The 25,557-nt window shown below is 57.7% G+C and carries 23 protein-coding genes and 1 tRNA gene; 12 read left to right on the top strand and 12 right to left on the bottom strand.

Annotation, left to right across the window (positions count from 1 at the left end):
* Positions 1-60 precede the first annotated feature (60 nt).
* Positions 61-1,785: a glycosyltransferase family 39 protein gene (locus GTP58_RS16635; RefSeq protein ID WP_161078411.1), complete on the top strand. Its 1,725-nt coding sequence runs from the start codon at positions 61-63 to the stop codon at positions 1,783-1,785.
* Between the two features lie 59 nt (positions 1,786-1,844).
* Positions 1,845-2,573 (top strand): ABC transporter substrate-binding protein, encoded by a 729-nt coding sequence (locus GTP58_RS16630; RefSeq protein ID WP_161078410.1) that lies wholly within the window; start codon positions 1,845-1,847, stop codon positions 2,571-2,573.
* A 6-nt stretch (positions 2,574-2,579) separates the two neighbouring features.
* Here the strand turns inward: GTP58_RS16630 and GTP58_RS16625 are convergent, their stop codons facing one another.
* Positions 2,580-2,978, bottom strand: coding sequence for a hypothetical protein (locus GTP58_RS16625; protein ID WP_161078409.1), 399 nt, complete (start codon positions 2,976-2,978; stop codon positions 2,580-2,582).
* Between the two features lie 45 nt (positions 2,979-3,023).
* Positions 3,024-3,407, bottom strand: a complete 384-nt coding sequence (locus tag GTP58_RS16620) for a gel scht (protein WP_161078408.1) — start codon at positions 3,405-3,407, stop codon at positions 3,024-3,026.
* Positions 3,408-3,803: 396 nt separating this feature from the next.
* Between GTP58_RS16620 and GTP58_RS16615 the strand changes: the two genes are divergently transcribed.
* Positions 3,804-5,693 (top strand): AAA family ATPase, encoded by a 1,890-nt coding sequence (locus GTP58_RS16615; RefSeq protein WP_161078407.1) that lies wholly within the window; start codon positions 3,804-3,806, stop codon positions 5,691-5,693.
* Here the strand turns inward: GTP58_RS16615 and GTP58_RS16610 are convergent.
* From GTP58_RS16610 to GTP58_RS16600, 3 genes are all read right to left on the bottom strand, one after another.
* Entirely contained in the window at positions 5,687-5,992 is a 306-nt protein-coding gene (locus tag GTP58_RS16610; RefSeq protein WP_161078406.1) for an NIPSNAP family protein, read from the bottom strand. The two genes, GTP58_RS16615 and GTP58_RS16610, sit on opposite strands and share 7 nt — an antisense overlap.
* A gap of 234 nt (positions 5,993-6,226) precedes the next feature.
* Entirely contained in the window at positions 6,227-8,002 is a 1,776-nt protein-coding gene (herA, locus tag GTP58_RS16605; RefSeq protein ID WP_202413742.1) for an anti-phage-associated helicase HerA, read from the bottom strand.
* A gap of 10 nt (positions 8,003-8,012) precedes the next feature.
* Positions 8,013-9,224 carry a DUF4297 family anti-phage-associated protein gene (locus GTP58_RS16600; RefSeq protein WP_161078405.1) on the bottom strand — a complete coding sequence of 404 codons (1,212 nt, stop codon included), beginning with the start codon at positions 9,222-9,224 and terminating at the stop codon, positions 8,013-8,015.
* 640 nt (positions 9,225-9,864) lie between these two features.
* On the opposite strand from GTP58_RS16600, the gene GTP58_RS16595 reads away from it, so the two are divergent.
* On the top strand, positions 9,865-10,134 hold the full coding sequence (locus tag GTP58_RS16595; protein ID WP_161078404.1) for a hypothetical protein: 270 nt from the start codon (positions 9,865-9,867) through the stop codon (positions 10,132-10,134).
* 288 nt (positions 10,135-10,422) lie between these two features.
* Here the strand turns inward: GTP58_RS16595 and GTP58_RS16590 are convergent, their stop codons facing one another.
* On the bottom strand, positions 10,423-12,384 hold the full coding sequence (locus tag GTP58_RS16590) for an APC family permease (RefSeq protein WP_161078403.1): 1,962 nt from the start codon (positions 12,382-12,384) through the stop codon (positions 10,423-10,425).
* 156 nt (positions 12,385-12,540) lie between these two features.
* On the opposite strand from GTP58_RS16590, the gene GTP58_RS16585 reads away from it, so the two are divergent.
* Positions 12,541-12,625: transfer RNA gene (locus tag GTP58_RS16585), tRNA-Leu, on the top strand.
* Positions 12,626-12,800: 175 nt separating this feature from the next.
* Here the strand turns inward: GTP58_RS16585 and GTP58_RS16580 are convergent.
* A complete protein-coding gene (locus tag GTP58_RS16580) occupies positions 12,801-14,300 on the bottom strand; it encodes a hypothetical protein (protein ID WP_161078402.1) in 1,500 nt (499 codons plus the stop codon).
* 456 nt (positions 14,301-14,756) lie between these two features.
* On the opposite strand from GTP58_RS16580, the gene GTP58_RS16575 reads away from it, so the two are divergent.
* Positions 14,757-15,857, top strand: coding sequence for a S1 family peptidase (locus GTP58_RS16575; RefSeq protein ID WP_161078401.1), 1,101 nt, complete (start codon positions 14,757-14,759; stop codon positions 15,855-15,857).
* Positions 15,858-15,885: 28 nt separating this feature from the next.
* Here the strand turns inward: GTP58_RS16575 and GTP58_RS16570 are convergent, their stop codons facing one another.
* Positions 15,886-17,103: an MFS transporter gene (locus GTP58_RS16570; RefSeq protein ID WP_161078400.1), complete on the bottom strand. Its 1,218-nt coding sequence runs from the start codon at positions 17,101-17,103 to the stop codon at positions 15,886-15,888.
* A 146-nt stretch (positions 17,104-17,249) separates the two neighbouring features.
* On the opposite strand from GTP58_RS16570, the gene GTP58_RS16565 reads away from it, so the two are divergent.
* A complete protein-coding gene (locus GTP58_RS16565; RefSeq protein ID WP_161078399.1) occupies positions 17,250-17,711 on the top strand; it encodes a glycine zipper 2TM domain-containing protein in 462 nt (153 codons plus the stop codon).
* Here the strand turns inward: GTP58_RS16565 and GTP58_RS16560 are convergent, their stop codons facing one another.
* The 4 genes from GTP58_RS16560 to GTP58_RS16545 are packed head-to-tail and all read right to left on the bottom strand — an operon-like array spanning position 17,712 to position 20,867.
* A complete protein-coding gene (locus GTP58_RS16560; RefSeq protein WP_161078398.1) occupies positions 17,712-18,434 on the bottom strand; it encodes a TorF family putative porin in 723 nt (240 codons plus the stop codon).
* Positions 18,386-19,663, bottom strand: a complete 1,278-nt coding sequence (locus GTP58_RS16555) for a S8 family serine peptidase (RefSeq protein ID WP_202413740.1) — start codon at positions 19,661-19,663, stop codon at positions 18,386-18,388. The genes GTP58_RS16560 and GTP58_RS16555 overlap by 49 nt, the downstream gene beginning before the upstream one ends.
* Complete coding sequence (locus GTP58_RS16550) at positions 19,660-20,313, bottom strand: zf-HC2 domain-containing protein (RefSeq protein WP_161078397.1); 654 nt, start codon at positions 20,311-20,313, stop codon at positions 19,660-19,662. Before GTP58_RS16550 ends, GTP58_RS16555 begins: the two co-directional genes overlap by 4 nt.
* The gene (locus tag GTP58_RS16545; protein WP_229215610.1) at positions 20,310-20,867 is read right to left on the bottom strand and encodes an RNA polymerase sigma factor; all 558 of its coding nucleotides are present in this window, start codon (positions 20,865-20,867) and stop codon (positions 20,310-20,312) included. The genes GTP58_RS16550 and GTP58_RS16545 overlap by 4 nt, the downstream gene beginning before the upstream one ends.
* A 158-nt stretch (positions 20,868-21,025) precedes the next feature.
* On the opposite strand from GTP58_RS16545, the gene GTP58_RS16540 reads away from it, so the two are divergent.
* From GTP58_RS16540 to dsbD, 5 genes are read left to right on the top strand one after another with little or no spacing between them, the layout of a single operon-like run.
* Entirely contained in the window at positions 21,026-21,514 is a 489-nt protein-coding gene (locus GTP58_RS16540; protein ID WP_161078396.1) for a TlpA disulfide reductase family protein, read from the top strand.
* Positions 21,511-21,726: a DUF4266 domain-containing protein gene (locus GTP58_RS16535; protein ID WP_161078395.1), complete on the top strand. Its 216-nt coding sequence runs from the start codon at positions 21,511-21,513 to the stop codon at positions 21,724-21,726. The genes GTP58_RS16540 and GTP58_RS16535 overlap by 4 nt, the downstream gene beginning before the upstream one ends.
* Before the next feature lie 11 nt (positions 21,727-21,737).
* Positions 21,738-22,868 (top strand): DUF3570 domain-containing protein, encoded by a 1,131-nt coding sequence (locus GTP58_RS16530; protein ID WP_161078394.1) that lies wholly within the window; start codon positions 21,738-21,740, stop codon positions 22,866-22,868.
* The gene (locus GTP58_RS16525) at positions 22,862-23,758 is read left to right on the top strand and encodes an FAD:protein FMN transferase (protein ID WP_161078393.1); all 897 of its coding nucleotides are present in this window, start codon (positions 22,862-22,864) and stop codon (positions 23,756-23,758) included. Before GTP58_RS16530 ends, GTP58_RS16525 begins: the two co-directional genes overlap by 7 nt.
* Positions 23,755-25,557: a protein-disulfide reductase DsbD gene (gene dsbD, locus GTP58_RS16520; RefSeq protein WP_161078392.1), complete on the top strand. Its 1,803-nt coding sequence runs from the start codon at positions 23,755-23,757 to the stop codon at positions 25,555-25,557. Before GTP58_RS16525 ends, dsbD begins: the two co-directional genes overlap by 4 nt.

Genomic DNA, 25,557 nt, shown 5'->3' with positions numbered 1-25,557 from the left:
TTTTGTTTGTTCGCCCGTTTTGATTCATACTCCGGTTCTACTCATAAAGCACACTGATCGATGAAGCCAGTCCGTCTTCCCGCCGCCGCTACCCTGGCATTGCCGCGCTGGGCGTTGTTTGCCCTTGGCCTGCTGTACATCCTGCCTGGCCTGATCGGCCGCGACCCGTGGAAGAACGATGACGCAGCCAGCTTTGGCATCATGTGGACCATGGCGCATGGCACCTGGCAGGACTGGCTGTGGCCGAATATCGCCGGCCTGTCGTGGCCGGACGAAGGCCCGCTGGCGTTCTGGCTGGGCGCGGCCGGCATCAAGTTATTTGGCTGGCTGCTGGGCGATGTGCATGCGGCCCGCATCGGTACCGTGGCAGCCTTCCTGCTGGGCGTGCTGTCGCTGTGGTACGCCACCTTCCACCTCGGGCGCCGCCAGGATGCGCAGCCGCTGCGCCTGGCCTTTGGCGGCCAGCCTGAACCAAACGACTTCGGCCGCACGCTGGCCGACGCCGCCGTCCTGATCTACCTCGGCTGCCTGGGCCTGCTGCTGCACAGCCACGAAACCACGCCGGAAGCGCTGCAAGTGTCGATGACCGCTTTCCTGCTGTACCGCACCGTGCGCTACGTGGAAAAACCGTCGCTGCGCAATGCCGCGCTGAGCGGCCTGGCGATCGGCCTGCTGACGCTGACGCGTGGCTGGATCACGCCGGTGTTCATGATGCTGGCCCTGTTTGCCTGCACGCGCTTCCTGGCCCAGCCGGCCATCCGCGCCGTGCGTGACCTGGGCGCCATGATTGCCGTCGGCGGCGCCGTCACCGCGCTGTGGCTGCTTCCCGCCCAAGTTCTGGCGCCTTACCACCAGCAACCGCTCAACGCCTGGCTGGGCTGGAACTGGCTGCAGCTGGACTGGCCAAGCCTGACATCGCTGAAATTCCTGTTCCGCGTCGGCGTCTGGTTCTTCTGGCCGGCCTGGCCGTTTGCCGGCTGGGCCGTATGGGCCTGGCGCCGCCAGCGCGGCGTGCTGCACATTGTCGTGCCGCTGGCCTTTGTCGCGACCGGCGTACTGCTGACCTGGTTCAACCCGCAGCCCGAACAGGGCCAGCTGCTGGTGCTGCTGCCGCCGCTCGCGGTCATGGCCGCGTTCGGCCTGCTGACCATGAAGCGCGGCGCCATCAACTTCATCGACTGGTTCTCGGTGATGGCGCTGACGCTGTGTGCGGCCGTGATCTGGATGTTCTGGATTGCCAAGCTGACCGGCTGGCCGGCCCAGGCCGCCAAGAACGCGCTCAAGCTGGTGCCGGGCTTCAATCCGGAACTGGGCTGGGTCGCCTTCTTTGTGGCGCTGGCCGCCACCATCGGCTGGTTTGTGCTGGTGCACTGGCGCGTGTCGCGCCGCCCCTCCGTGCTGTGGCGCGCGGTGGTGCTGTCGTCGGGCGGCCTGATCCTGATCTGGATTTTGCTCATGACGCTGTTCCTGCCGGACGTCAATTACAGCAAGAGCTACGCCACAGTGGCGCGCCAGATCGCCGACAAGCTGCCCGCCAATGCCCGTTGCATCGAATCGAATGTGGGACCGGCCCAGCGCGCCTCGTTTGCCTATTACGCCCAGTTGCCGTTCGTGGGCGTGGAAGGTGGCCGCTGCGATCTGCTGCTGTTGCAAGATAGCATCAAGGTCCGCGACGACCGCGAGATCCAGGCGCAGCACCGCGGCAAGCAGTGGGTGCTGCTGTGGGAGGGACGCCGCCCGGCCGACCGCGAAGAACGCTTCCGCCTGTATCGCCGCGCCGACTAAGCTGTGTTGCCGCCGGGCTGGCATTGCTGCTATGCTTTTCAGCAGAAAGCGGCCAGCCCATGCGACTTATCATACTGACATCCCTACTGCTGGCGTCCGGTCTGCACGCGGCATGCGCCGCGTCGCTGCAGATCACCACCGAGCACTCGCCACCGTCGAGCATGCTTGGTACGGATGGTGTGGTCACTGGCCGCACCACCGATAAAATCCGCGAAATGATGGTGCGCACCGGCACCGACTACAAGCTTGAGCTATTGCCCTGGAAGCGCGCCTTCATGCAGGCGCAGACGCAACGGCATACCTGCGTGTATTCCACCTCGCGCACGCCGGAGCGCGAAGCGCTGTTCAAATGGGTCGGGCCGACCGACGAGGCCGAATGGCAGTTCTGGGGGCGGGCCGATCACAGCTTCCCGCTCAACACGCTGGACGACGCGCGCAAGCTGCGCATCGGCACCGCGATTGGCGATGCGCGCGACGAATATCTGCGCAGCCGGGGGTTTAATGTCGATGCCGTCAGCAACGACCTGGTCAATCCGCAAAAACTGCTGCTCAACCGGATTGACCTGTGGGCGGTGGCGATCCGCAATGGCGGCGCCGCCCCAGGGCCGTTCGACTGGACCGACAAAGTAGTGCCGCTCATGGTATTCAACCGCGTCAAGGTCTACCTGGCGTGTAACCCGTCCGTGCCGGACGAACTCATCGACAAACTCAACGCCGCACTGGCTGACATGCGGCGCGACGGCACCCTGACGCGGCTGGACCGCAAATACGATCACTACGGCAAATAGCGCACCTCAACGGCTGGCCACCACGGTGGTATTGGCGGGCAGCTGGGCGGTCATGGGCAGGCGTTCGTAATTGTCGATGGTCAGCGCATCGCCATCCTCGGTAAAGCTGATGCGGCTGCCCGCCTGCGTGATGAACTCGCCCGGCGCAACCGGGTAGATTTCCACTTTACGGTGGCCATTCACCTCGGCATAGTAGTGCGCCACCTTTTGCGTGAACTTCAGCTTGTCGCCATTGCTCAGCGCATAGGAGTACAGATACTCCTGGAACTCGTACGGTTTGAACTTGAAGTCGCCGGCGGCGGGCGCCGCGATCTTCACACTTTCATTGTCCGGCGATGCGGCGTGGGCCAGGGTGGTGATCGACAAAGCAGCGGCTACAGCCAGGCTCAACAGCGTGGTGTTCATGATGTCTCTCCAATATAAAAAGTATCGTGCCGGTAGGGTGGCGGCTTAGCGGTGCGCCATGACCATGGTGTTGGCAGGCAGGTTGCCGGCCAGTGGCAGCTTTTCAAAACTGGCGATCCCCACGGTTTCGCCCTGATCGAGGAACTCGAAGCGGGCCCCGCTGTCCGTCACAAAAGCCGTGCGCGACACCGGATAGATCCGGATGCGCTCACCGTTATCCAGCTGGGCGTAGTAATGGTCCATGCGGGCGCTGAACGCGATCTTCTGGCCATTGGTGAGCTGGTAGGTATTCTTGAAATTGTAGAAATCTTGTTCCACAAGGTGATAGCGCTGCGGCGACTTGACTTGCACGCTGTAGTCGGCGGCATGGGCTACGGACAGCGACGTCAGGGCGAGCGAGGCCGCGATGCCGGCGAGGATCGTTTTCATTGGTGTGCTCCTAAGTGGGCTTGCTGATGTTGAGTACCGGGAGCCACCGCTGCAATTTGTGCATTCAGCGGTAGACGTAGACAGATTAACAAAGCCCCACGCAAATATCCTGCGCATGCGACGAGCGGTTAAAGCGCTGGCACCAGATGCAAAAACACGGGATAAACGGCAGGTTCCCGCGATCTGTTGCGTGCAGCGGCTTTTTGTCGGGGTAAAGCGATACAAAAGGCCGCAATCGGGCTATAGTTGCGCATAGCTTTAGTTGCCGCACGGCACAAATATTTCGCATACCGACTTTTTCCGGCCCGCCCCGCTCCGCGCGCCGGTCACGGCGGCCCCGGCTGCTGCGCCCCACTCCCGCGCCCGGCCCTGGCTCTACTGCCCTGGATGGCGCACATGTTCACTTTGCACAAACTTCAATCCGCGCTGCGGAAAACCTATGTCCGTGCGGCGCTGCTGGTGCTGACCGCATCGCTGGTCATTCTGCTGGGTTTGCGTGCCGACGTGCCGCAGGACAGCAGCCCGGTCTTGCACACCCAGGACATCGCCCAGATCACGGCACTGCCCGCCAAGCGCGCCCAGCTGGACTACCTGCTGGTGGCCGCGCCGCAGTCGGACGCGCCGCGCTACATCTTCAAACTCAAGAACGACGACAAACTGTACGTGGTCAAAGTACCGGGCACGACCCACCTGAGCCTGGAGCGCGAAGTCCTGCTGCGCAATAACATTCCGTACGCGATTGCCCGCGACGACTTCCTCGCCTCGCACAAGGCGGTGATGCAGGATGACGAAAGCAAGCTTGCGCGCGCGGGCGCGTTCGTGGTGCGTCACCTGCTCGATATCCTGCTGATCGGCCTGGCCCTGTTCCTGCTGCGCAATGGCCTGCCAGGCATGGGCGTGAGCGCCACCGTGCTGACGCCGGACCAGCTGGGCGGCAGCATGGACGATCTGATCGGCATGGAAGACATCAAGCAGGAAGTGCTGCACCTGGAAGACATGATACGCAACCGTGCCGCCTACAAAGAGCACGACATCGACAAGCCGTTCAACGTCATGCTGACCGGTCCGGCCGGCACCGGCAAGACCAAGCTGGCCGGCTACCTGGCCAAGCGTCTCGACATCCCCTTGATCCAGGCCTCGGCCTCGGCACTGGAATCGGGCTACATCGGCGGTGGCTCCAAGGCGCTGCACGCCCTGCACAAGAAAGCCTGCGCGCGCGGCAGCTGCATCATCTTCCTGGATGAGGCGCAAAGCCTGTTCATGCCGCGCGGCCGTGGCGAAAAAAAATGGGAAGACGATACCGCCAACACGCTGCTGGGCCTGCTCGACGGTGTGCGCAGCAACGAAGGCGAAGGGGTGATCTGGGTGGTCGCCTCCAACTTCGACGACGCCTCCACGCGCATGGACGAAGCGATGCTGCGCCGCTTCTCCGTCAAGATCAACTTCCGCCTGCCGAACAAGAGCGAACGCCGCGAACTGCTGCGCTCCTTCCTGGCGCGCAAGGCGGATGGCTGTGTGGACTGGAACGATCTCAACCTCGACAACGTGGCCGAGATCACCGCCAACCTGAGCCCGGCGGTACTGCAGACCGTGGTGGAGCGCGCCAGCATGCTGGCGATCCAGGAGCACACGGTCATCAATACCGATCTGCTGTTCCGCGCGTTTGAACGCGCCACCATCGGCCTCACCGACCGCGCCACCACGGCAGAGAAAACCCGCCAGCGTGAACGCGTGGCCTTGCACGAGCTGGGCCACTTCTTCATGCAGATCGATCCATGGCTGCGCGAAGGCCTGTCGCTGGCCGAAGTCAAAGAACGCTCGCCGCTGCTGAAAATCTCCACCGAATCCGTGTCCAAGCTGGGCGCGCTCGGCTACGTGCTGTCGGCGTCGGACGACGTGGCCTTGCGCACACTGGAGGAACTGGAGCGCGACGTGATCCAGTTGTATGGCGGCGTGGCGGCGGAAGAACTGTTCTACGGCGCGCGCGGCATTTCCGTCGGCAGCCAGAACGACATCGAGAAAGCCACCTCGATGCTGAACCTGATGGTCAACAAACTGTCGATGTACTCACGCTCCAAGATCGACCACAGCCAGTTCAAGGACAAGGAAGCCGACCTGGGCCAGGTAGAAGCCAAAGCCGACGAGCTCTACAGCTACACGCTCAAGGCCATCGCCGACTACCGCGAGCAGATCGCCGAACTCAAGGAAGTGCTGATGGACCAGTACGTGCTGTCCAAAGACGCCATCTTCGCGCTGCTGGAGCAGCAGCAGGCCGCTTCTCACTGAAACAGCGGGCGGAAGAAACTGCGTTCGTAGCTGATAATGCAGCGCGTCTCTTCCGCATACTTGAACGCCGACAGGCATGCCGCATCCTGCAGCGACAAGGTCCGGTACTCTTCATAAGCCGCCAGCGAGGGAAACGTAAACATCGCCAGCGCGACGTTATTGGCGCCCTCCGACGGCAAGAAGTAGCCGTGGTGCTGACCGCCGAATTTTTCCACGAGCGGTATCCACAGCTTCCCGTAATGCTCAAACTCGCCGAGCTTATACGGGTCGATGATGTAACGCAGATAGCAGGTAACCATACAGTCCTTTCAGTAAAACAGGGGCCGGCGTCCTAGACCTTCATCGGCAGGATCACTAGCCTACCAATCTAAGCCTTAATATATAAGGAATGCCTTTAAAAAATTTGCAAATATGGCCCCATCAATGGCCCCAAAACCGGTCGCAAGACCGAGAAATCATAACGTGTCTAATTCACGGGAAAGATACAGGGATGGCCAAGCACAATGGGACTCTGGCCATCCATGCTTTCACACTTATTTGTGCCACTCAGCCTTCAAGTCATCAATGTTGATGTCCTTCCATTCCTCCTTCCACAACTCCCAGTATGGAATGTCATTAGAAGATGGTGGATTTTTGCAAGGATCTATTTGGACGACCGACGGTAAGATTATTGATTCCCCAACCAATAAAGCTTCCCCCTGCTTTAACGAAGACATCTTATCCATTAACGCCCCAAGGGAATCTGGTAATAATTTTTTCACATAGCTTTGATCCACAGGATTTGTAAGCCTCATAGCAATAAAGTTATTGCATTGTGACAATATAGTTTCCGAAATTTCCGAAGGACGCTGACTGGCGAGCAATAAGGTTACACCATATTTTCGACCTTCTTTAGCAATTCGCTCAATGGATTGCTTTGACGATCTGTACTTCGAAAGGTCACTATTTGGAACGTATTTATGAGCTTCCTCATACACCAAAAGAATCGGAGCATCGTTATTTATTTTTTCCGTCGGATCTTTTGCGCATCTTAAACGTTTATAAAAATATCCATATTCGAATATGAGCCTGGATATTAAGGAAACAGTTATACTAAGAACTTCAAACGGAACCCCACTTAAATCAATCACAGTGACATTTGATCGCTTTTGTGCAGAGTAGCCTAGCAAAGTCTGCAAGGTATGCTCAAATGTACTGGTTTTCGCATTTGGACCGAACAAAAACGAAAGCCGATCCTGATTTATTTTTTCCTGAAATCGAACAAAAAATTTATCCAAAGTACCTTCAGCATAATCTCCCTTGGTTATATTTTGATTTTTTGTCGGATGGAAATTTAATTCTTTTTCAAAATATCGATCTATTTTCTGCTCTTCGGTAAGAAGCACGCCGGTTTCAGGAGTTGTGCTACTATCAACGCAAGTATATGAGCCATCAGCGATCATATAGCGGTTGGCTGCCTTAGAGTTTTTTGTTTCCGACTTTAGATTATAAATAGCATTCTGAACCTCACCAATATCGAAAAATACAGGTGAGTCATAAAAAACCTTAACCAGATTTTTATTGTATTTCTTTTTATTTTCAGTAACAAGTTTTCTAAAAACGGAAGATTGGTTGTAATTATCTCTCTCGCCTGTATCTAGAAGTATCTCCTCCAGTTCATCGCTATTTAACAACCAGTATGGAAGAGTAAGATTTGATATATCAATAAAATTCGCATCTGGAAACGCTGTTTTATACTCAGAGTGGATATCAAAAATAATTACGTGAGAGTTATTTAACGAAAAATCCCCATTCTTTTCAGCCACGGCACTTTGTACCACGGTTGCTAAAGTGTGTGACTTTCCCGACCCGGTAGACCCTACGATTGCAATATGCTTATTGAAAAATTTATTACCGTTTATAGGAACCTTAACTTCTTTATTTGAAGACAAAGTGGAAAAGCTAAAGCTTTCAGCAGGCTTGACTGAATCCGTATAGATCTTTCTTATATCATCAATACTTGCTGGCTTAACCTCTTTCGGCGGAATTGCAAGGGAATCTCCACCGCGCTCAAACTTTCCGCCCCTCAAAATTCCCAGTGGGAACGCCTCGATAATATATTCACGGCCATTTAAACCTACCGAGATTTGAAAATTTTCAATTATTGCTATAAGTATAGAATTTTCATTATCTGCAATCTTGAGGTAAGAGCCGACCTTTAAAGATTCTTCAGCAATTTTGAAATCCTCAAGATTATCGACAACGATTTTCACCTTATCAGGAAAAACAGCGATAACTTGCGCATTAATTTTATCTTCAATATCTTCCATAATTGCTCAATTATATTATGTTTTTAATGTCACATAAATTTTCAACCTGAATTTTTATGTGCTTCACAGACGGGGTTTTAAAATCAAAAAAACTTCCCCCAAGATGGAACTGATAAACTTCCCTAGTCTTTGATATGAAATTTATGGCCTCCTTCAAATCACTTTGGTTATTTAGTATTTTTATTTTTATCCCATTACTGTGATTAGGCGGTTGCGAGATCTCTTGCGCATTGAACTTAGCGCCTAAATACGAAATGCCATCAATAAATCCGAATCCTTCTCTAGCTAGTTCATTCTTAAATTCCAGCAATTCATTTTCATCAATTTTCTCAATAAAAATGTATGGGCAAAATGGCTTGGGTTCTAGCTTACTTAATTTAGACCATTTTTTAGACAGCACCAAAACCAAATCCTTGAGATCAGATCTCAAATATTTTCCTGAATCTAATTCAATCAAGAAAAAACGCTCAAAAGAAGACACGTTCATCGCCGTAAAATATTCTTTTCGAAGCGACTTGAAATACTCATTTCTTCCTTTCTTTTCAACAAACCACTCATTAAAAAGAATGCTAGAAGTATTTATTTCTTTAATAAATTTTTCTCTTGACAGCGAGCGATCCGCAGGGTCTGAACTGGTAGATAGTCTCTTTAATACTCTTAGAGCATTGTTATAGTAAAAGTGCTCCGCTGTAAAATCAGAGCAATTAAATTCTGTTTTCAGCAATCCAATTACTCTGGAAAATTGCTTATCAAAATCCTCCGCATTAATATCTATCGTCAAAAGTTTAAGGAAATCGATTAAGTCAGCTGGCTTCAGATTAAGCTCATCGTGATGGCTGTGCTTTACTCCTTCAGATGTATAAGTAAGAAAATTGTCTATCAAAAACTGCACAGTTATAGGAAGAACTAATTTATTATGGCCTGATTCATAATTCCCACGCAGTATATATTTTATTTTTTTCTTGTTGTTTTTTTTCAAATCAGCATAATTTGAAAGCATATACTGTATTGCTTCTTTGATTACAGAGTGATTGTATTTTGTTTTGGAATAATACTTGCACTGTATTGCAGTCGTTTCCGTTGCAGTTTTTACGTCAATGTCTTCGATGCACTCAACGTCGATACAATCGTTTTTGTCAGCAAGATTTAATAGGCTAAGTATCGATTGATCGAATTGATAAAAATATCCTTTTATTGTATCTACCGCTGCTCTATCAACCATTTTTATGAAGCCTACCCTGAAATATTATTAATTTTTTGGAAATGTAAAATATTCACAATCAATTGTCTTTGTACTCAATTGTTATATTTTCACCTTCGAAGGTGAGGAGCCTCGCCTCCCCCGTCTAGACCTACTATGGACTCCCCCAGCATACCATCTGATTTTTGCAAAAAAATCACAAATTCCCACACCGAGGCAGCGCTGATGAGTATTGAAAATCAATGTAACTAAAGATTTTTTCTACTTTTCATCGATAAAACGGTCTCCAATGCTAAAAAATGTCGGTCAAGGCTCACTCACCGAAATATTCACCTACCTTGTCTGCTAATGTAGACCAACGGTTCCGTAACATCGAAACGCAGGAAACTGTAACCGCTCGTGAGAGAAACAAGTGGTCTGAGGTAGAAGCTGCATTGATCTTAGTTCGATGCACTTTGGATTTGCGCTTTCACATAGTCCCACCTGTGGGACTATGTGGGCCTAGCGGGGGACTGCGACAACCGAGAGGGAGTCGGAGTATCTCGCTAGGCCCCCCCTCACGGGGTCGACGTGCGAAGCGCGGCGGGGGTGGTTGGTGTGGTAGTCGAGCCCTCCGGCGAGACGGACACATGCAGTAGCACTTTGAACATACGAGGCTTAAATGGCGAGATTCAAAACCAAGATGCGGCATCTTGCACCCGAATGGGCAGACAAAATATGGGATGCAGCACAAGCCCGCAATCGCGGAGCAGGAGCCGAATGGCTGCTTCCATTGGCAGCGCTTGCGGTAACGGGCGTCAGGCCCGCAAGTCTTAAACGAGGAATTACTTTTGACCTTGTTCAAGACCGCGACGGCGCAAAGCACATTCGGGCAAGAAGCTTCGGTGCAAAAATTTTGAAGGACTTTAACGGCGCTGCAATTCGCGGCTAGGATGAAGTGCAAGTCTGCTGGAGACTATCGCCGCCGGCAGATACGCCTCATCGCCCCAAAGAGTTAAGTTTTCTCTTTTGGCTTGAGGGCCTGTAAAGCAGCGTGATTGAGAGACACAGGACTGTCAGACGGGGCCATCGCCGTCCGATTCAATTATTGATGGCCAGGATTATGGCCCCGTTTTTCGTGGATGTCGACGATTTTTCGCGATCAACCCCGATCAAAGAAGTCCCGTACCTAAAGGAGGAATTAGATTTCGCGTTCAAACAAAAATGACCGCGAACACTACTAAACCTTCATCGGCAGGATCACCATTTGCAGACCTTCCAGATGCAGGCGGCGTTGCGCGGCCAGTGCGGCCTGGTTGTGCAGCAGACGCGTGAACCAGTTGTCGGAGGCGAAGATCAGTTTGCTGGTGAAGAAAATCGCATGCGGGAACTCGTGGCTGATTTCTTCACACAAGCGCGTGACCTCCTCCACCGCATCCGTGCCAAAGCCCAGATACGACGAAGCCGCCATGCCATGGCTATGGCAGAAATCGACAAAGAACTCCAGCGTCTCCGCCGCCTCCTCGCGCATCTGCTCAAGTGCGCCCTCGCCGCCGTAGGCATGCGAATCGACAGTGCGCGCATTCACAAACAAAAAATTCTTGAAGTGATTCGGGAACATGCGCTGCACCCACAGCAGCGCATGCAAACCACCGCCACGCGAAGTGCCCACAATGAACACCGCAGTCTGCTCTTCCGGATTCGGCTCGATCGGCTCCGTCCCCGCGCCAAACGGCTGGCTGGCAAACACCTCGTCCACCGAATGGATCGCCTGCTTGGTTGCGCGATAGTGCTTGCGGATGTAAAAGCAGAACGCCGCCATCGCCGCAATAATCACCGCCGTGGTCCAGCCGCCTTCGGCAAAGCGCTCGACCAGCAATATCGCCAGGATGCCGGCGCAAATCACAAAGCCCAGCGCCGACAGCAGCCAGCGCCGCTTCCACTGCGTTCCCGTCTTGCGGTTGCGCGACCAGTACAGCACCAGGCCAAACAGGGAAATCGCAAACGTCAGGAACACCGAAATCGAATACAGCACCACCAGCAAGGTCACACTGCCGCCGGTCCACCACAGGATCGCCAGCGCCGCCACGCCCATGACGAGGATGCCGTTCTGCGTCACCAGGCGCGTGGACAGATAGCGGAACTTGTGCGGCACCCACGAATCCGCCGCCATGTTCGACAGCACCGACGGGCCGCCCAGGAAACCGGTATTCGCCGCCACAAACAGCAGCCCCGCCTCAAACGCCAGCACCACCACCAGCAGCATCTGGTTCACCATCTCGCCGCCCAGGCCCATGCTGGCAATGATGGTCTTGAAGGTGGACGCGTTCAGCGTCTCGCCCGGCACGGGCTGCGCATCCCACAGCAAATACAGCAGGATGATGCCACCCGCAGTGAACGCCAGCGACAACGCCATATAAATCATCGTCACCTTGCCGGTGCGTACACGCGGCTCGGCCAGCAGGTTGACGTTGTTCGACACCGCCTCCAGTCCCGTGTACGTACCGCCGCCCTGCGAATACGCCAGCAACAGCATGCCCGCCACGCCGGCCCAGCCAATGTGGCTGGCCAGGTCGGTGGTCTCCGCCATCGTGCCCGGAATCAGCGCCGGCAAATGCGACGCATGGGCGAAAATGCCATACACGATCAGCACCAGATGGGTGGCCACAAAGCCCAGGAAGATCGGCAGCAGGATCTGGATAGCTTCCTTGAGGCCGCGCAGATTCATCACGATCAGCAGCCCGATGAAAAACGTCTCCGCCCAGAGTTTGTAGGGCTGGAAGCCCAGCGGCAGGAACGACGCCAGCGCATCGACGCCGGACGCAATCGAGATCGCAATGGTCAGCACATAGTCGAGTATCAGCGCGCAGCCGGAGATCAGGCCCATGTACGGCCCCACCAGCTTGGTCGCCACGCGGTAGCCGCCGCCACCGGTGGGGAACAGCTCGATCACCTGGTTGTAGGCCAGCGCAATGATGAACACCGTCACCGCCGTGGCAATCGCCATGTACAAGCCCAGATGCGTATGCCCGCCCAGCGCGCGGAAGGTTTCCTCGGGACCGTAAGCGGAGGACGACAAGCCATCCGCCCCCAGGCCGACCCAGGCCAGGAAAGCCACCAGCGCCATCGAATGACGCGTCTCGCTCTTCAGCGGATCGAGCGGCTTGCCCAGGATGATTTCGCGTATCTTCTTATTTTTCATGCGTCTCGGTACCGGCGCGAACCGGCAAAGCTGGCGGTAGCCATGATGATACCCGCTCCAGTGGCGCTGATTACTTGTCTAAATAGAAAAATTGTTGTGCAGGGTTGCGGCGGGGTTGCAAATCGGTGATAATGCGGGTCGCATTGCAATACACCTGCCTCGGTGGTGGAATTGGTAGACGCAGCGGACTCAAAATCCGCCGCCGCAAGGCGTGCCGGTTCGATTCCGGCCCGGGGCACCAACAGTTAGTATTCATGCGCAGCAGTAAAGATCAAAACCCGCCCATCAGCTATGACGGCGGGTTTTTATTATCTCAGTCGTCTCTCACTGCACTGTACTTACTGTGATTTTGACGGTATTTGTCACAATAGCTTTGCCAGGGTAGCTATTTGTAGCGTCACAATTGGCAATGCCCGTCAATAGAGATGTCGTCGAGGAACAGGATCGAAAAGCATCCATATTCCTCGTACAATCATACCAATTTCTCTTCGTCCTACCCTGACAGTGGGACCAAAGTAGCGTTCATGAGATTCAACGTATGACGTGCTAATCGGCCTTCTATAATTGAAGACGGCCTGTCTTATCGTTGACTCGTCTAAAGCGCGGTTAAAGTAATCTGGCGTAAATACGAAAAATTTGCTACAAGCACGACTAATCTCTTGAGCAAGACGGACCTTTGCACAGTCGTACAAAGCTTGGTCAAACTCTGGTTTGCTTATATGCAGATCGATCTCAAATAGTTCCGGATACACGACGTCTGAATCTAGTCTATCGCCAGTTTCCAATCCAACGAAACCAATCGGTTCCCAACCTTCAGACAATTTTCTGAGAACACGTTCGTAAGCCTCAAAATCTTGCCAAACATAGGGATTATCGATATCTCGGAAAAGTGGACGACCAAACATGCGTAAGCTACTTTCGAATACGAAGCGGCCGGGTTCGATGTCAATTTTCAGATGCCAGTCCAAATTATTGACGTTACTTGCAGTATAGGAAACATGCAGGTGCAGCGACTTCCCTCCAGTGGAAAGGTGATCATGTCGCCCGTAACCGTTGCCCTGCACCCAAATGAAAGAATCGGAGAGTTCACCAGTTTTTGGGTTACGCGCCATCAGCTTCACATTGCAATAATGGATATGCCAACCGACACCCTTCCAATCCCGGCTCCTGATTGACCTTGCCCAAGCGTCAACGATCGTGGCAGCTTTCTCACGTAGATGAGTACATGCAAAATCGACCGGGCTGCCACCTGAATATGTCTTTTGAGCCACTGAAAGATCTAACATACTGCTTTGTTCTGTAACGGCTGTAGCTGTTTGAACCGCACTAGCGATCGACTTTAGAGCGAAACTGAGAGGCAAAGGCGACGACTGCTTCGATTTACTATCAAGATAATCCCCTATGCTCTTGGCCCCGACTGCGAGTACGGCTCTGGTGATACTCTCCCGGTTTAATTCCGGCAAGTGATCCCAAAAGATGTCGTCGAATGCGATTGGACTTATAAACCGAGACACAGTCCTGACTTCAGGACTAATGATGGTGAGTTCTTGCGCGAACTCACGTACACGCTTCATCTCCTGCAATATCTCTGCTGGATATTTGCACTCGATATTATCAATAATAGTTCCGCAATCGCGGCAGAGCCAAATACCGTTGGAAACGTGCATGATTTTTTCCGGCGACATGCCGGCTGGAGCTGGCCTTGGCCCATCATCCGCCGCCGCATAGATGTGTGAGGCACAACCGACATTGGCACTACCAATCTTTCCCGTCTTGGCTTTTTCTGCAACACAGGTCGAGGCTGCCAGACAGCCTCGGTGCGAGCATTTGAAGCCTGCCGCCTTCGCCAAATCCATACGGGTTGCTTGACCAAAATTGTGACGGTCATTTTTCGATTTTTTCGCGTCTTTTTTCATTTCCTCGGGACTGATCTCAGAGTTAACATACTTGATTCCTGCGCTTCGGAACGCTGACCAAAAGCGCGGACGAACCAAGTGAATCAAATTGCATATGAGCATACCTTATTGCCAAAATAAAATCTCAACCAGTGCTTATCTTTAGAACGCCTAACGGTTCTGGTTGTGGACGCTATTGCGGCAACCAATAACATCGCCAAGTCAGCGCCGAAGTACGCTGGCAATTTCCCGTCCGTCTTGAGCTCCGTTCATGAAAATTTTTACATACAGTAAAAATATACATATTGGCAATGTCATTTTTGAAAATGTAGTTTTTGACCACAATCGGTAGCTTTTTATCAAGCCGGTGATATATTGCTATTTCCTTACCGTTCTCTGCGTAAGCTTACATCGCCAGCGCACGCCAACGGCGGGGACCATCTAATCAAACAATAATCGCCACAAGGGGTACTGCTCATGATTCAGTCGAAAGCTTTGAAGTTGATTGCTGTTGTTACCGCCCTGCTGGGTGCTTCCGCCGCCCAGGCAAATAATTCCGATCTGTTGACCCCGCTGACGGGGAACACCACGGCACCATCCAACTGGCGTTTCACGCCAGGACAATCGTTCAACGGCGTGGCCGGTGCACTCGACGGCGTGGCGCGTCTGAGCTTCTCCAACTCGGGTGGCAACTGGGCTTGTTCCGGTTCGCTGCTGGCCGGCGGCCAATATGTGCTGACCGCTGCGCACTGCGCGGATGATTTCACCAAAATGAAGGTGGATTTCGGCTGGGCCAACGGAACCGCAACCGTTACCCGCACCGTGGCAGTGACCAATGCCTACGTGAATCCGAAATGGAATGGCACCCTCGACACCGGCGCAGACATCGCGATCCTCAAGCTGGACCAGGCCGTGACCACCATCAAGGGCTACAACCTGAGCACCACCAACGACGTCGGCAAGGATTACCTGATGGCCGGCTACGGCACCACCAGCCGCGGCGGCAGCAACGTCGATCCGAACTGGAACGACAGCGCCTGGGGCCACTATGGCTACAACACCTTCGACATCGACAGCAAGACCTTCAACAAGGTCGGCGACCAGGCCACTGGCTGGGGCTACGACCCTGCCTTCTACGCGCCAGGCACCACCTATATGAGCGACTATGACGACGGTACGGCTGCCCACAATACCCTGGGCCGCATCGCCGGCGCCAGCGGCAATGCCTGGACCAGCGGCACCGGCCTGGGCAACAGCGAAGCCCTGATCGCGGGCGGCGATTCCGGCGGTGGCGACTTCGTGTGGAACGGTAAAGAGTGGCTGTTGTCTGCCGTGCACTCGTGGGGCTGGCAAGGCAGCGATGCCTGCTCTTACTTCAGCCTCAACGGTTGCGATTCGAGCACCAAGAACTCGTCCAGCTTCGGCGACCTGTCCGGCTCCACCGCGACCTTCTCGCACATCGGCTGGATCAACTCGGTGACGGCAGTACCGGAACCAGAAACCTACGCCATGATGGTATCGGGCCTGGCACTGGTTGGCTTGGCCTCCCGCCGTCGCCGCGCAAAAACTGCGGCGTAATTAAGGCAGTTCAACAAAACCCGCAGGCTTAACGGCCTTGCGGGTTTTTTAGTTTCTGCGCATCGAGCCACGGCAGCGGCGACATCCACAGCAACACCACTTCGAGCGTAAAAATGCCGGTGACGACGTACAGGCAGGCTTCCATGCCAAACGCGGTGCCAATCACGCCTGCCAGCGCAGCGCCCAGTGGGCGCGAGCCGTAGGTCGCCAATGAATTGATCGAAGTGACGCGTCCCATCAGTTCATCCGGCGTAATAAGCTGGCGCAGCGTGGTAAAGCTCACGGTCCACAATACCGGTCCACCGCCCAGCACAAAGAAACACAGGCCGGCCAGCCAATGCGCGGGATGCCACAGCGTGACCATCAGCGCCAGCACTGCCACCAGGCCGGCCATCGAGCCGCCTGCCAGCATCTGCCCCATCGACATGCGCCGCACCATCCAGGGCACGCAGAAGCCGGCCGTCACCATACCAATCCCATACATCGACAGTGTCACGCCGATCTGCGCGGCGTTCATGTTCAGCCGTGTCACTGCGTACGGCATGAACACGGTTTGCAGGATGAAGAAGGCGGTATTGAATACCACTGACAATCCAAACGCCGGCCGCAGCAAGGGATGCTGCAGCGCGAACCGTCCGCCCTCCACCAACTCGGCGATAAAATGACGGCGTGGTGCGTCACCACGCGGCGCCTCCGGGATGCCACTCAATAGCACGATCGCCACCACCGACAGCGTTGCCGCCAGCATGAAGGCCTGGTTCACGCCAGTCCACGCCACCAGGGCGCCAGCCAGCGCCGGGCCGCCAATAAACGCGATACTGCGGGTCAGCTCCAGGCGGCCATTCGCAATCGGCAGTACGTCCCGGCTGACCAGGCCTTGAATCAGGGCCGACACCGACACGCTGTAGGCCAGCGCGCCCATCGAGCCGACAAAGCCCAGCAGCGCAAGAAACGGGATATTCATGGCGCCCATCATCACGATGAACGGCACGCAAAGCAGCGACAGCGCCCGCAAGGTTTCGCCCGAACGCATGAGCCATTTGCGCGATACCCTGTCGGCCAGCACGCCTGCGGGAATGGACAGCAGCAGGAACGGCAGCATCTGCGCCAGCTGTATCCATGCGGTTTGGCCGACATCGGCGTGCAGCGCTGTCACGGCGATCAAGGGCGCTGCGGCCATGCCGACCTGCTGCGCCGCGTGGGCTGATAAATTGGAGATGGTCAGTCGATGAAATGAGGAAGGCAATGAAGACATCCCTCAACAATAACATCCCTGTCCAAATCGTGCGTAACATCTGCTTACGCTAGAAACACTTTTTGTGTCACCGTTTTTTCTTCCTGGCCCGTTATACAGACAAGCGCCATACAAGGCGAACTTCAGGAGAAAACAAAATGGAACACACTGCACGCACCCGTATTCATCCCATGATGGCTGTCGCCGCAGCGTCGGTAACGCTGGTCAGTTTGGTGGGCGCCGCATCGATTGCGGGCCTGCTGCCTAGCTCCCATGCGACGACTTCGCCGAATGACGCGGCCGTGCCAGTGGCTGCGGTGAGCGCACCAGCACCAGTGGTTGCACCAGTGCCAGCGCCAGAACCCCGCCGTGTGGTGGAACACAAAACGGTGGTGCACCACACGTACGCGCCTCCTGCACAAGTTGCACAAATCCAGGCCCCCGCCCCTGCTCCGGTAGCGCAGAATAGCCCGCTGGGTATTGGCATCGGCGCCGTCGTCGGTGGCTTGCTCGGCAATCAGGTCGGCAGCGGTAACGGCCGCAAACTGGCCACCATCGCGGGCGCGATCGGCGGCGGCTACGCCGGTAACGAAATCGCCAAACGCAACCAGCAGCAGTAATCAGAAAATCCGGGCGACAGTGATGACCACCTTATGGCGGACATCACTGTCGCCGCGGTTGTTGCTGCCATAGATATCAGTGGTGCTCCAGCCGCGCTGGCGCGTGAGGTCAAGCGACAACTGCGCCTGCCAATCCTTGTACGAGGTAGCCAGGCCGAGACGCGCTTCGGCGCGATTGGTGCGCGCGTTATCGCGGGCATAGTAATAGCCGCCATGCCAGAACGCCTGCAAGCGCGGCGCCAGCGGCCAGCCGCCATTCAATTCGCCGTACAGTGTGTGGTCGCCAAAGCCCAGGTAATTGGGCGAGTAGTGCAGCCGCCCGCTCACGGTGTCGCCTGACAGCCCAAAGAACACTTCCTGGAAATTCCAGTGCGGCTTGTTCGGGAAAGCATAGGCGGTGACGCCCGTTTCCCACGCCAGTCCGGACGGCAGGCGTTGTGCATAGCCAGCATAGCCAGTCCACTGCGCGCTACGGTGCGATTCCACCGCCAATTGTCCCGTCACCACCTGTCCACCGGCAAACCAGCCAGCTGCGCCATCGTAGTTCAGCGCCAGGCGCGCAGCCGGCCGGTCGTCGCTGAGTGTGACGCCGCGATACATGTAATTGGACAGCAGGCCTGCACTGCCGCTTAACTGCGCATGCGCGGCGGGCGCCAGCAACCAGGCCAGCACGCTCAGGGCGAGCGGACGAATCGGCTGTTGGAGCTGGTAGGACAAGCGCATGTACATTTTCCTGTGAGTCGGAGGATGGTGGCACAGAGATCGATGCCGGTCAAAACCGCGCTGGCGTCGCCGGGCACGATTCCTTCCCGCAGCCGGGCAGCGGAGAGCTGCGGTTTCAGCTCCTCGAGCAACGCCAGCATACCGGATACGTGGGCCGCCGCATATGACGATCCACTGACCACGCCCCAGCGTCCGCCTGGCAGCGTGGTGGGGATATCGCGCCCTGGCGCCAGCAGTGGATGCAGCCCGGCGTACGGCGCGGCGCCATCCGAGGCCACGGCAAACACGCCAGGCGTATTGGCAGGGAAGCCGCCGTCGGCGCGCGCCGGATCGACCGCGCCCACCACCCGTATGCCGCGTGCCTGCGCTGCTTCAACCAATTGCAGCAGCAGCCTGTCCTGCGGGCCGGACAAACTCAGGTTGATGACTTGCGCGCCATTCGACAGCGCATAGTTCATGGCCTTGGCCAGCGTGAAGCTGTTGCAGCGCGTGGCGCTACCGCTTTGCCAGCAGGCGCGCAATGCCATCAAGCGCGCATCCGGGGCCACGCCTTCGATACCGACGCCATTGCCGGCGCGCGCGGCGATGACGCCTGCAACCGCCGTGCCATGCAGCTCCGGCACATACTTCTGGCCATCGACAAAATTTTCTTCCACCGTCACCTGGCCGGCCAGGTCGGGGTGATTGCTCTCGATGCCGCTATCCACCACAGCAACCGTGACCTTGCGGCCAGTCGCGGCCTTGCGCACTTCATCGAGACGCCATGCGCCAGCAGCGGGCTGGGTGCGATACAGCGGGTCGCTGCCCGCTTGCGCCACGAAGTCCTGTATCACCTGCGCCCATTCCACGCGGCTGTCGCGCGACAAGGCATCCAGCACGGTGGCCGCGCCCTGCCCTGCGGGCAAACGCATGCGGTAGCAATCGACGTTCAGCGCGGGCATGGCCCAGTCTTCCATCAGCTCCAGCTTGTAGTCCTGCGCCACTGCGGCAGCTATCCGCTGACGCGCGGCGCGGCCGGCATCTTCGCGGTAGTTGTTGCTGCCATAGTGGTCGGCGCGGAAGTGCGGCGCCGGCAAGTGGAACATGACGAGGATTTCGGCATTGTCCGGTGCTTTCTGCGCTTCCGCAGGCGCATCGATGCGCGGTACGATCTGCGGCAGGTCCTGGCCTGCCTGCGCCATCACGACGCCAGAGCACAGGCAAAATGCCAATGCCAGCAGGTGTTTCATGGCTGGCTCGCGGCAGTCAGCGATTCGGCCAGTTCCACCGACGGGTCAGCGCGCAGTGCCGACAGTAGCTGCGCCTGATGGTCCGAGTCCACATCCAGCATGTAAGCGCCCGTGACTGTCGGACCGCCGATGATCTGGGCGCCGTTGGCTTGCAAGATACGCTGTACGTCCTGCAAGCGCGCGTCCGGTTTGAAGACCACCAGCACGTCTGGCGTGGCAGCTGGTCCGCGGCCAAGTGCCTGGTAGCCTGGCGCTTCACCATGCGGCAGCAGCTGTGCGGCCAGCACCGCGATCACGGCCAGTTGCGCGGCGAGCGCCCAGCCTTGCCAGCCGGCGTTGCCCAGCCAGGCGCGCAAACGGTCGCCGAAGCTGGCCGATGCAGCAGCTGTGGTGGCCGGGGCCGGGGCCGCATCCAGCTGCGGCATCAGGCGCGCCAGTGCACGCTCCGGGTCCAGTCCCGACGGCAGCGGCCCTTCCGTCTCCAGCAGCTTGCGCTGCCAGGCCAGATCCTCGCGGCAGGCGGTACAGCTGTGCAGATGTTCCTGCACGCGGCCCGCCTCCTCCTCGCTCAGCGATCCCGAAGCATACCAGGGCAGCAAATCCTGCAAGGCCTGGTGTTCCGCGTCGCTGGTGGTGGTGTGGGTACTCATTGCATCTCTTCCATATGATCGGACAGCATGTCCTTCAACTTTTGCCGTGCATGGAACATCCGGGTTTTCACCGTGTTCACCGGGCACCCCATGGTCTCAGCGATTTCCTGATAGGCCATGCCATGGTAATAGGTCAGACTGACCACCAGGCGCTGCTCCATCGGCAGCCTGTCCAGCGCCCGGCTGACGCCACGCTGCAACTGGCGCGCAGCCAGCGCATGTTCCGGCTCCGCGCCGGCTTCGCCCGGCTGATCCTCCTGCGGCTCCAGCGGCACGTCGAGGCCGCGCAGCGCCTTCAGCGCCTGCCGGTAGGCGATGGCGAAAATCCAGGTCGACAGCTTGCAACTGCCGTCAAAGGTATTTGCCTTCTGCCAGACCACCAGCATGGTATCGTTGATGATCTCTTCCACCAGCGGCACGTTGCGCGTCATGCGGTCCAAAAACCGCGCCAGCCGGGAAAAATAGGCGCGATACAGGGTCTGAAAGGCGAGCCGGTCCCCGCCGCACACCCGCCGCAGCAAAGCTCCCTCATCCGTTTCGTCCGACGCCGTCATTCCCCTGCCTGTCCGCATGCATTTCTCCTCTGGTGCCGTGAATACGCGGCGGAGGAAGAAAGGTTCAATCCAAACACAAAAATTTTCTCCAGTCTATTGTGAACCATCCTGGCTTGCGCGGGTATTGACTGCTGCAACAATCAGCCACTGGAGCAACAATGAAAAAAATCATCGCCGCCTACCTCCTGTGCGGCCTGTCCGCCTCCGCCCTGGCACTGGAACCGGGCGCCCCGGCGCCAGCCTTCACTCTGAACGGGCCGGATGGCGCGGTCAAGCTGGAGCAGTACAAGGGCAAACTGGTGTATGTCGACTTCTGGGCCTCATGGTGCGGCCCATGCCGTCAGTCCTTCCCCTGGATGAACGAGATGCAGGCGCGCTATGGCGCCCAAGGCCTGCAAATCGTCGGCGTCAACGTGGACGCCAAATCCGAGGATGCCCGCAACTTCCTCGCCGTCACGCCGGCCCGCTTTGCCATCGCCTTCGATCCGAACGGCGCCACGCCGCGCAGCTACGGCATCAAAGGCATGCCAAGCAGCGTGTTGATCGGCCCGGATGGCAAAGTGCTGTATGAGCACAGCGGCTTCCGCGCCGCCGACCGCGACACGCTGGAAAGCCGCATCAAAACCGCACTGGGAGGCCTCAAATGAAAACACTGATCGCGCTCTGCGCCATGGCAGCCGCATTGTCCGGCTGCGCGCTGCCGCCTGTGCAAGCCTGGGAAAAAGGCCATCTGGCGCGTCCCGACATGCTGATACAGGGCGACACCCTCGGTACCCGCTTCAATGAACACATCTACGCCAGCAAGGAAGCGGCTTCCGGCGGCAGCGGCGTCGGTGGCGGCGGCTGCGGCTGCAACTGACAAGGAACACCATGGATAACCACAAACCACCAGTGGGCCAGGCGCTCCTGGCCGCAGCCATGCTGCTGCCAGGCCTGGTCCACGCCGAGACGGCGCCCGAGCGCGGCGCCATCAGCGTCAAATATCTCGATTACAAAGAGGATCAGCCAGGACTCGACCGCATCCGCGTGCACGCGCCATCGGTCGCCATCATGGCGCCAGTCGCGGGCGAATGGTCGATCGCCGCCAGCGTCACTATGGACGATGTCTCCGGCGCGTCGCCGCGCTATCACACCGCCGTTTCCGGCGCCTCGCGCATGGATGATCTGCGCAAGGCCGGCGATGTCACCGTCACCCGCTATCTGCCGCATGGTACGGTCAGCGTCGGCGCCGCGTTCTCCACCGAGCATGACTACCGCTCGCGCGTACTGTCGCTGCAAACCACCATCGACAGCGACGACAAGAACACCACGTGGGCGCTGGGCCTGGGCGGTTCCGACGATGACATCAATCCCGTCAATCTGATCGTCACCAATGAGAGCCGTCAGACCGTGAGCGTGCTGGCGGGGGTGACGCGCGTATTCACGCCGGTGGATATCGGCCAGCTCACCTACACCCACAGCAGCGGCCATGGCTACTATTCCGATCCCTACAAACTGGTTGACAAACGCCCGCGTGACCGCAACCAGGACACGCTGCTGATGCAGTGGAACCACCGTTTCGTGGACGCCGATGCGACCGGACGTTTCAGCTACCGCTACTACCGCGACAGCTACGGCATCCGCGCGCATACGCTGTCGGCGGAGTGGGTGCAGTCGCTGGCCGATGGCTGGACTGTCACGCCATCCCTGCGCCTGTATTCGCAGCGCGCCGCCGACTTCTATTTCGATCCGGTATATGACGTCAATCTGGGCGCGCCTTTCCCGCCGGGCTACGTGTTCGGCGGCCCGGCTTACACTTCAGCTGACCAGCGTCTGTCTGCGTTCGGCGCGGCCACGGCCGGCATCAAGATCGCCAAACAGCTCGGCAAGGACTGGAATGTCGATCTGAAACTGGAGCGCTACGAGCAGCGCGGCGCATGGCGCGTGTTTGGCGACGGCAGTCCAGGCCTGGCGCCATTGCGCGCCACCAGCCTGCAGATCGGCTTTACCCGGCTATGGTAGCGGACCTCTACACTGTCTCCTTTGCCGCCATGGGCAGCCGCTGCGAAGTCCGCATCGCCGCACCCGATGGCGATGCGGCGCGTCACATTGCCATGCACGCCATCGATGAAGTGCGCCGTATCGAGCAAAAGTATTCGCGCTATCGCGATGACAGTGTAGTCAGCCGCATCAACGCGGCAGCCGGCAAGCATGCCGTCGCATGCGACGAGGAGACGGCATCGCTGCTGGCCTATGCCGACCGCCTGCACGCCACCAGCGATGGCCGGTTCGACATCACCTCCGGCGTACTGCGCAAAGCCTGGGATTTCCGCAATGCGGTCCTGCCGCAGACCAGCGCATTACGCGACCTGCTGCCGCTGGTCGGCTGGGACAAGGTCCTGCACAACGGCGCATCCGTATTCCTGCCATTGCAGGGCATGGAGCTGGACTTCGGCGGCTTCGGCAAGGAGTATGTCGTCGACCGCGCGGCAGAAGTGCTGGCGGTCATGGGTGTCAGGCATGGCTATGTCAACCTGGGTGGCGACATGCGCTTCCTCGGCCCGCGTCCCGACGGCGCAGCCTGGGATATCGGCATCCAGGACCCGCGCGATATATCGGCCACGGTGGCCAGCATTCCCATCAGCCGCGGCGCGCTGGCGACCAGCGGCGATTACGAACGCTTTATTGAAGTGGATGGCCGGCGCTATTGCCATGTGCTTGATCCGCGCAGCGGCATGCCGGTGTCTTACTGGCGCTCAGTCAGTGTGCTGGCGCCGCTGGCGATCACCGCAGGCAGCTGCACCACCACGGCCATGCTACTGGAAGAAGACGGACGCGATTTCCTCGAACGTTCCGGCTTGAGTTATCTGGCCATCGATCACGATGGCCGTATTTTTCGGAGAACCCCATGAAGTATGTTTTCAACTGGCTGTGCACGCTGCTGCTTGCCGCGTGGTTGCCAGCCGCGTTCGCGGATGATTTCCTGCCACCGGAACAGGCGTTTGTGCTCAAGGCCGAGCTACGCGATGCACACACCGTCAGCCTGCATTGGACAATGCCCGACGGTTATCACCTGTATCGTGAGCGTCTGTCCTTCAGCGGGCCAGGCGTGGCGCAACCGCAGCTGCCTGCAGGGCAGCGCAAGTTCGATGAGAATTTTGGCAAGGAGATGGAAACCTACTACGCGGCGCTGGACCTCAACCTGCCGGTCAGCGGCACCGCGCCGTTCGATCTGACTGTCAGCTATCAGGGATGTGCGGATGCGGGCCTGTGCTACCCGCCGGTCGTGGTGACCTATAGCGTGAACCCCGCCGCACCCGGTGTGCTGAACGCAAAGGTAGCGGATGCCGCAACGAGCGTGGGGCCAGCGACGGCTACGGCTAAGGCGGCCCCGCCTGCCGCCGAAGACGATACCTCCCTCGCCCAGCGCACACTGCAAAGCGGCAGCGCCTGGCGCATCGGTGGCGCCTTCCTGGTGTTTGGCCTGCTGCTGTCGTTCACGCCATGCGTGCTGCCCATGGTTCCCATCCTGTCCTCCATCATCGTCGGCGAAGGTAACGTCACACGCAAACGCGGCCTGCTGCTGGCTGGCGCCTACAGCCTGGGCATGGCGCTGGTCTACACCGCACTCGGTGTCGGCGCCGGGCTTGCCGGTGAAGGCTTGGCTGGCGCGCTGCAAAAGCCCTGGGTGCTGCTGACCTTCGGCACACTGCTGTTCGCGCTGGCCCTGTCGATGTTCGACGTTTACCAGCTCCAGCTTCCCAGCGCGCTGCAAAGCAGGCTGACCGCATCCAGCGGGCGCCAGAGCGGCGGCAAAATCATCGGCGTCTTCATCATGGGCGCACTGTCCGCGCTGATTGTCGGTCCTTGCGTTGCCGGTCCGCTGGCCGGCGCCCTGCTCTACATCAGCCAGACCGGCAACGCCGCCACGGGCGGCTGGGCGCTGTTTTCCATGGCCACCGGCATGAGCGTACCGCTGCTGCTGACCGGCCTGTCGGCAGGCAGCCTGCTGCCCCGCGCCGGCGCCTGGATGAACAGCGTAAAAAAAGTCTTCGGCCTGCTGTTGATCGCCGTCGCCATCTGGATGATCGGCCCCGTGCTGCCGGTGACCGCCGGCATGGCGTTGTGGGGCGCATTTGCCATTCTGTGCGCGGCCTTCCTGCGCACAGGCGAAGCGCTGCCGCACGGAGCGGGCCTTGGCGCCTATGCCGCCAAGGCACTCGGCGTGGTGATGCTGCTGGGCGGATTGTTTGAACTGGTAGGCGCCGCCAGTTCCGGCAACGATGTGCTGCAACCGCTGGCGCATCTGCGCGGCGGCAGCGCGGTGGCTGGCGAACCGACCGCCGCGCGCGAAGGCCCGCGCTTCAGCCGCATCCGCACCGTGGCGGATCTGGACAAGGTATTGGCGTCTACCAGCAAACCCGTCATGCTGGACTTCTATGCCGACTGGTGCGTGGCCTGCAAAGAGATGGAGCGCATGACCTTCTCCGAACGCCGCGTTGCCGCCGCCATGCAGGACATGCAACTGATCCAGGTTGACGTCACCGCCAATAACGCCGACGACAAGGCGCTCATGAAGCGCTTCCAGCTGTTCGGCCCACCCGGCATTATCCTGTTCGACGCCCGCGGCAAGGAAGTGCCGCAGGCGCGCGTGATCGGCTTCATGCCGCCGGAATCCTTCGTGCGCCAGCTACAGCGCACGGCCAGCTGA

It is taken from the genome of Duganella sp. CY15W, from assembly GCF_009857555.1.
GTDB lineage: Bacteria > Pseudomonadota > Gammaproteobacteria > Burkholderiales > Burkholderiaceae_D > Rugamonas > Rugamonas sacchari.
The sequence above is the reverse complement of the archived record's forward strand: the minus strand, read 5'-3'. Positions and strand labels throughout refer to the sequence as shown.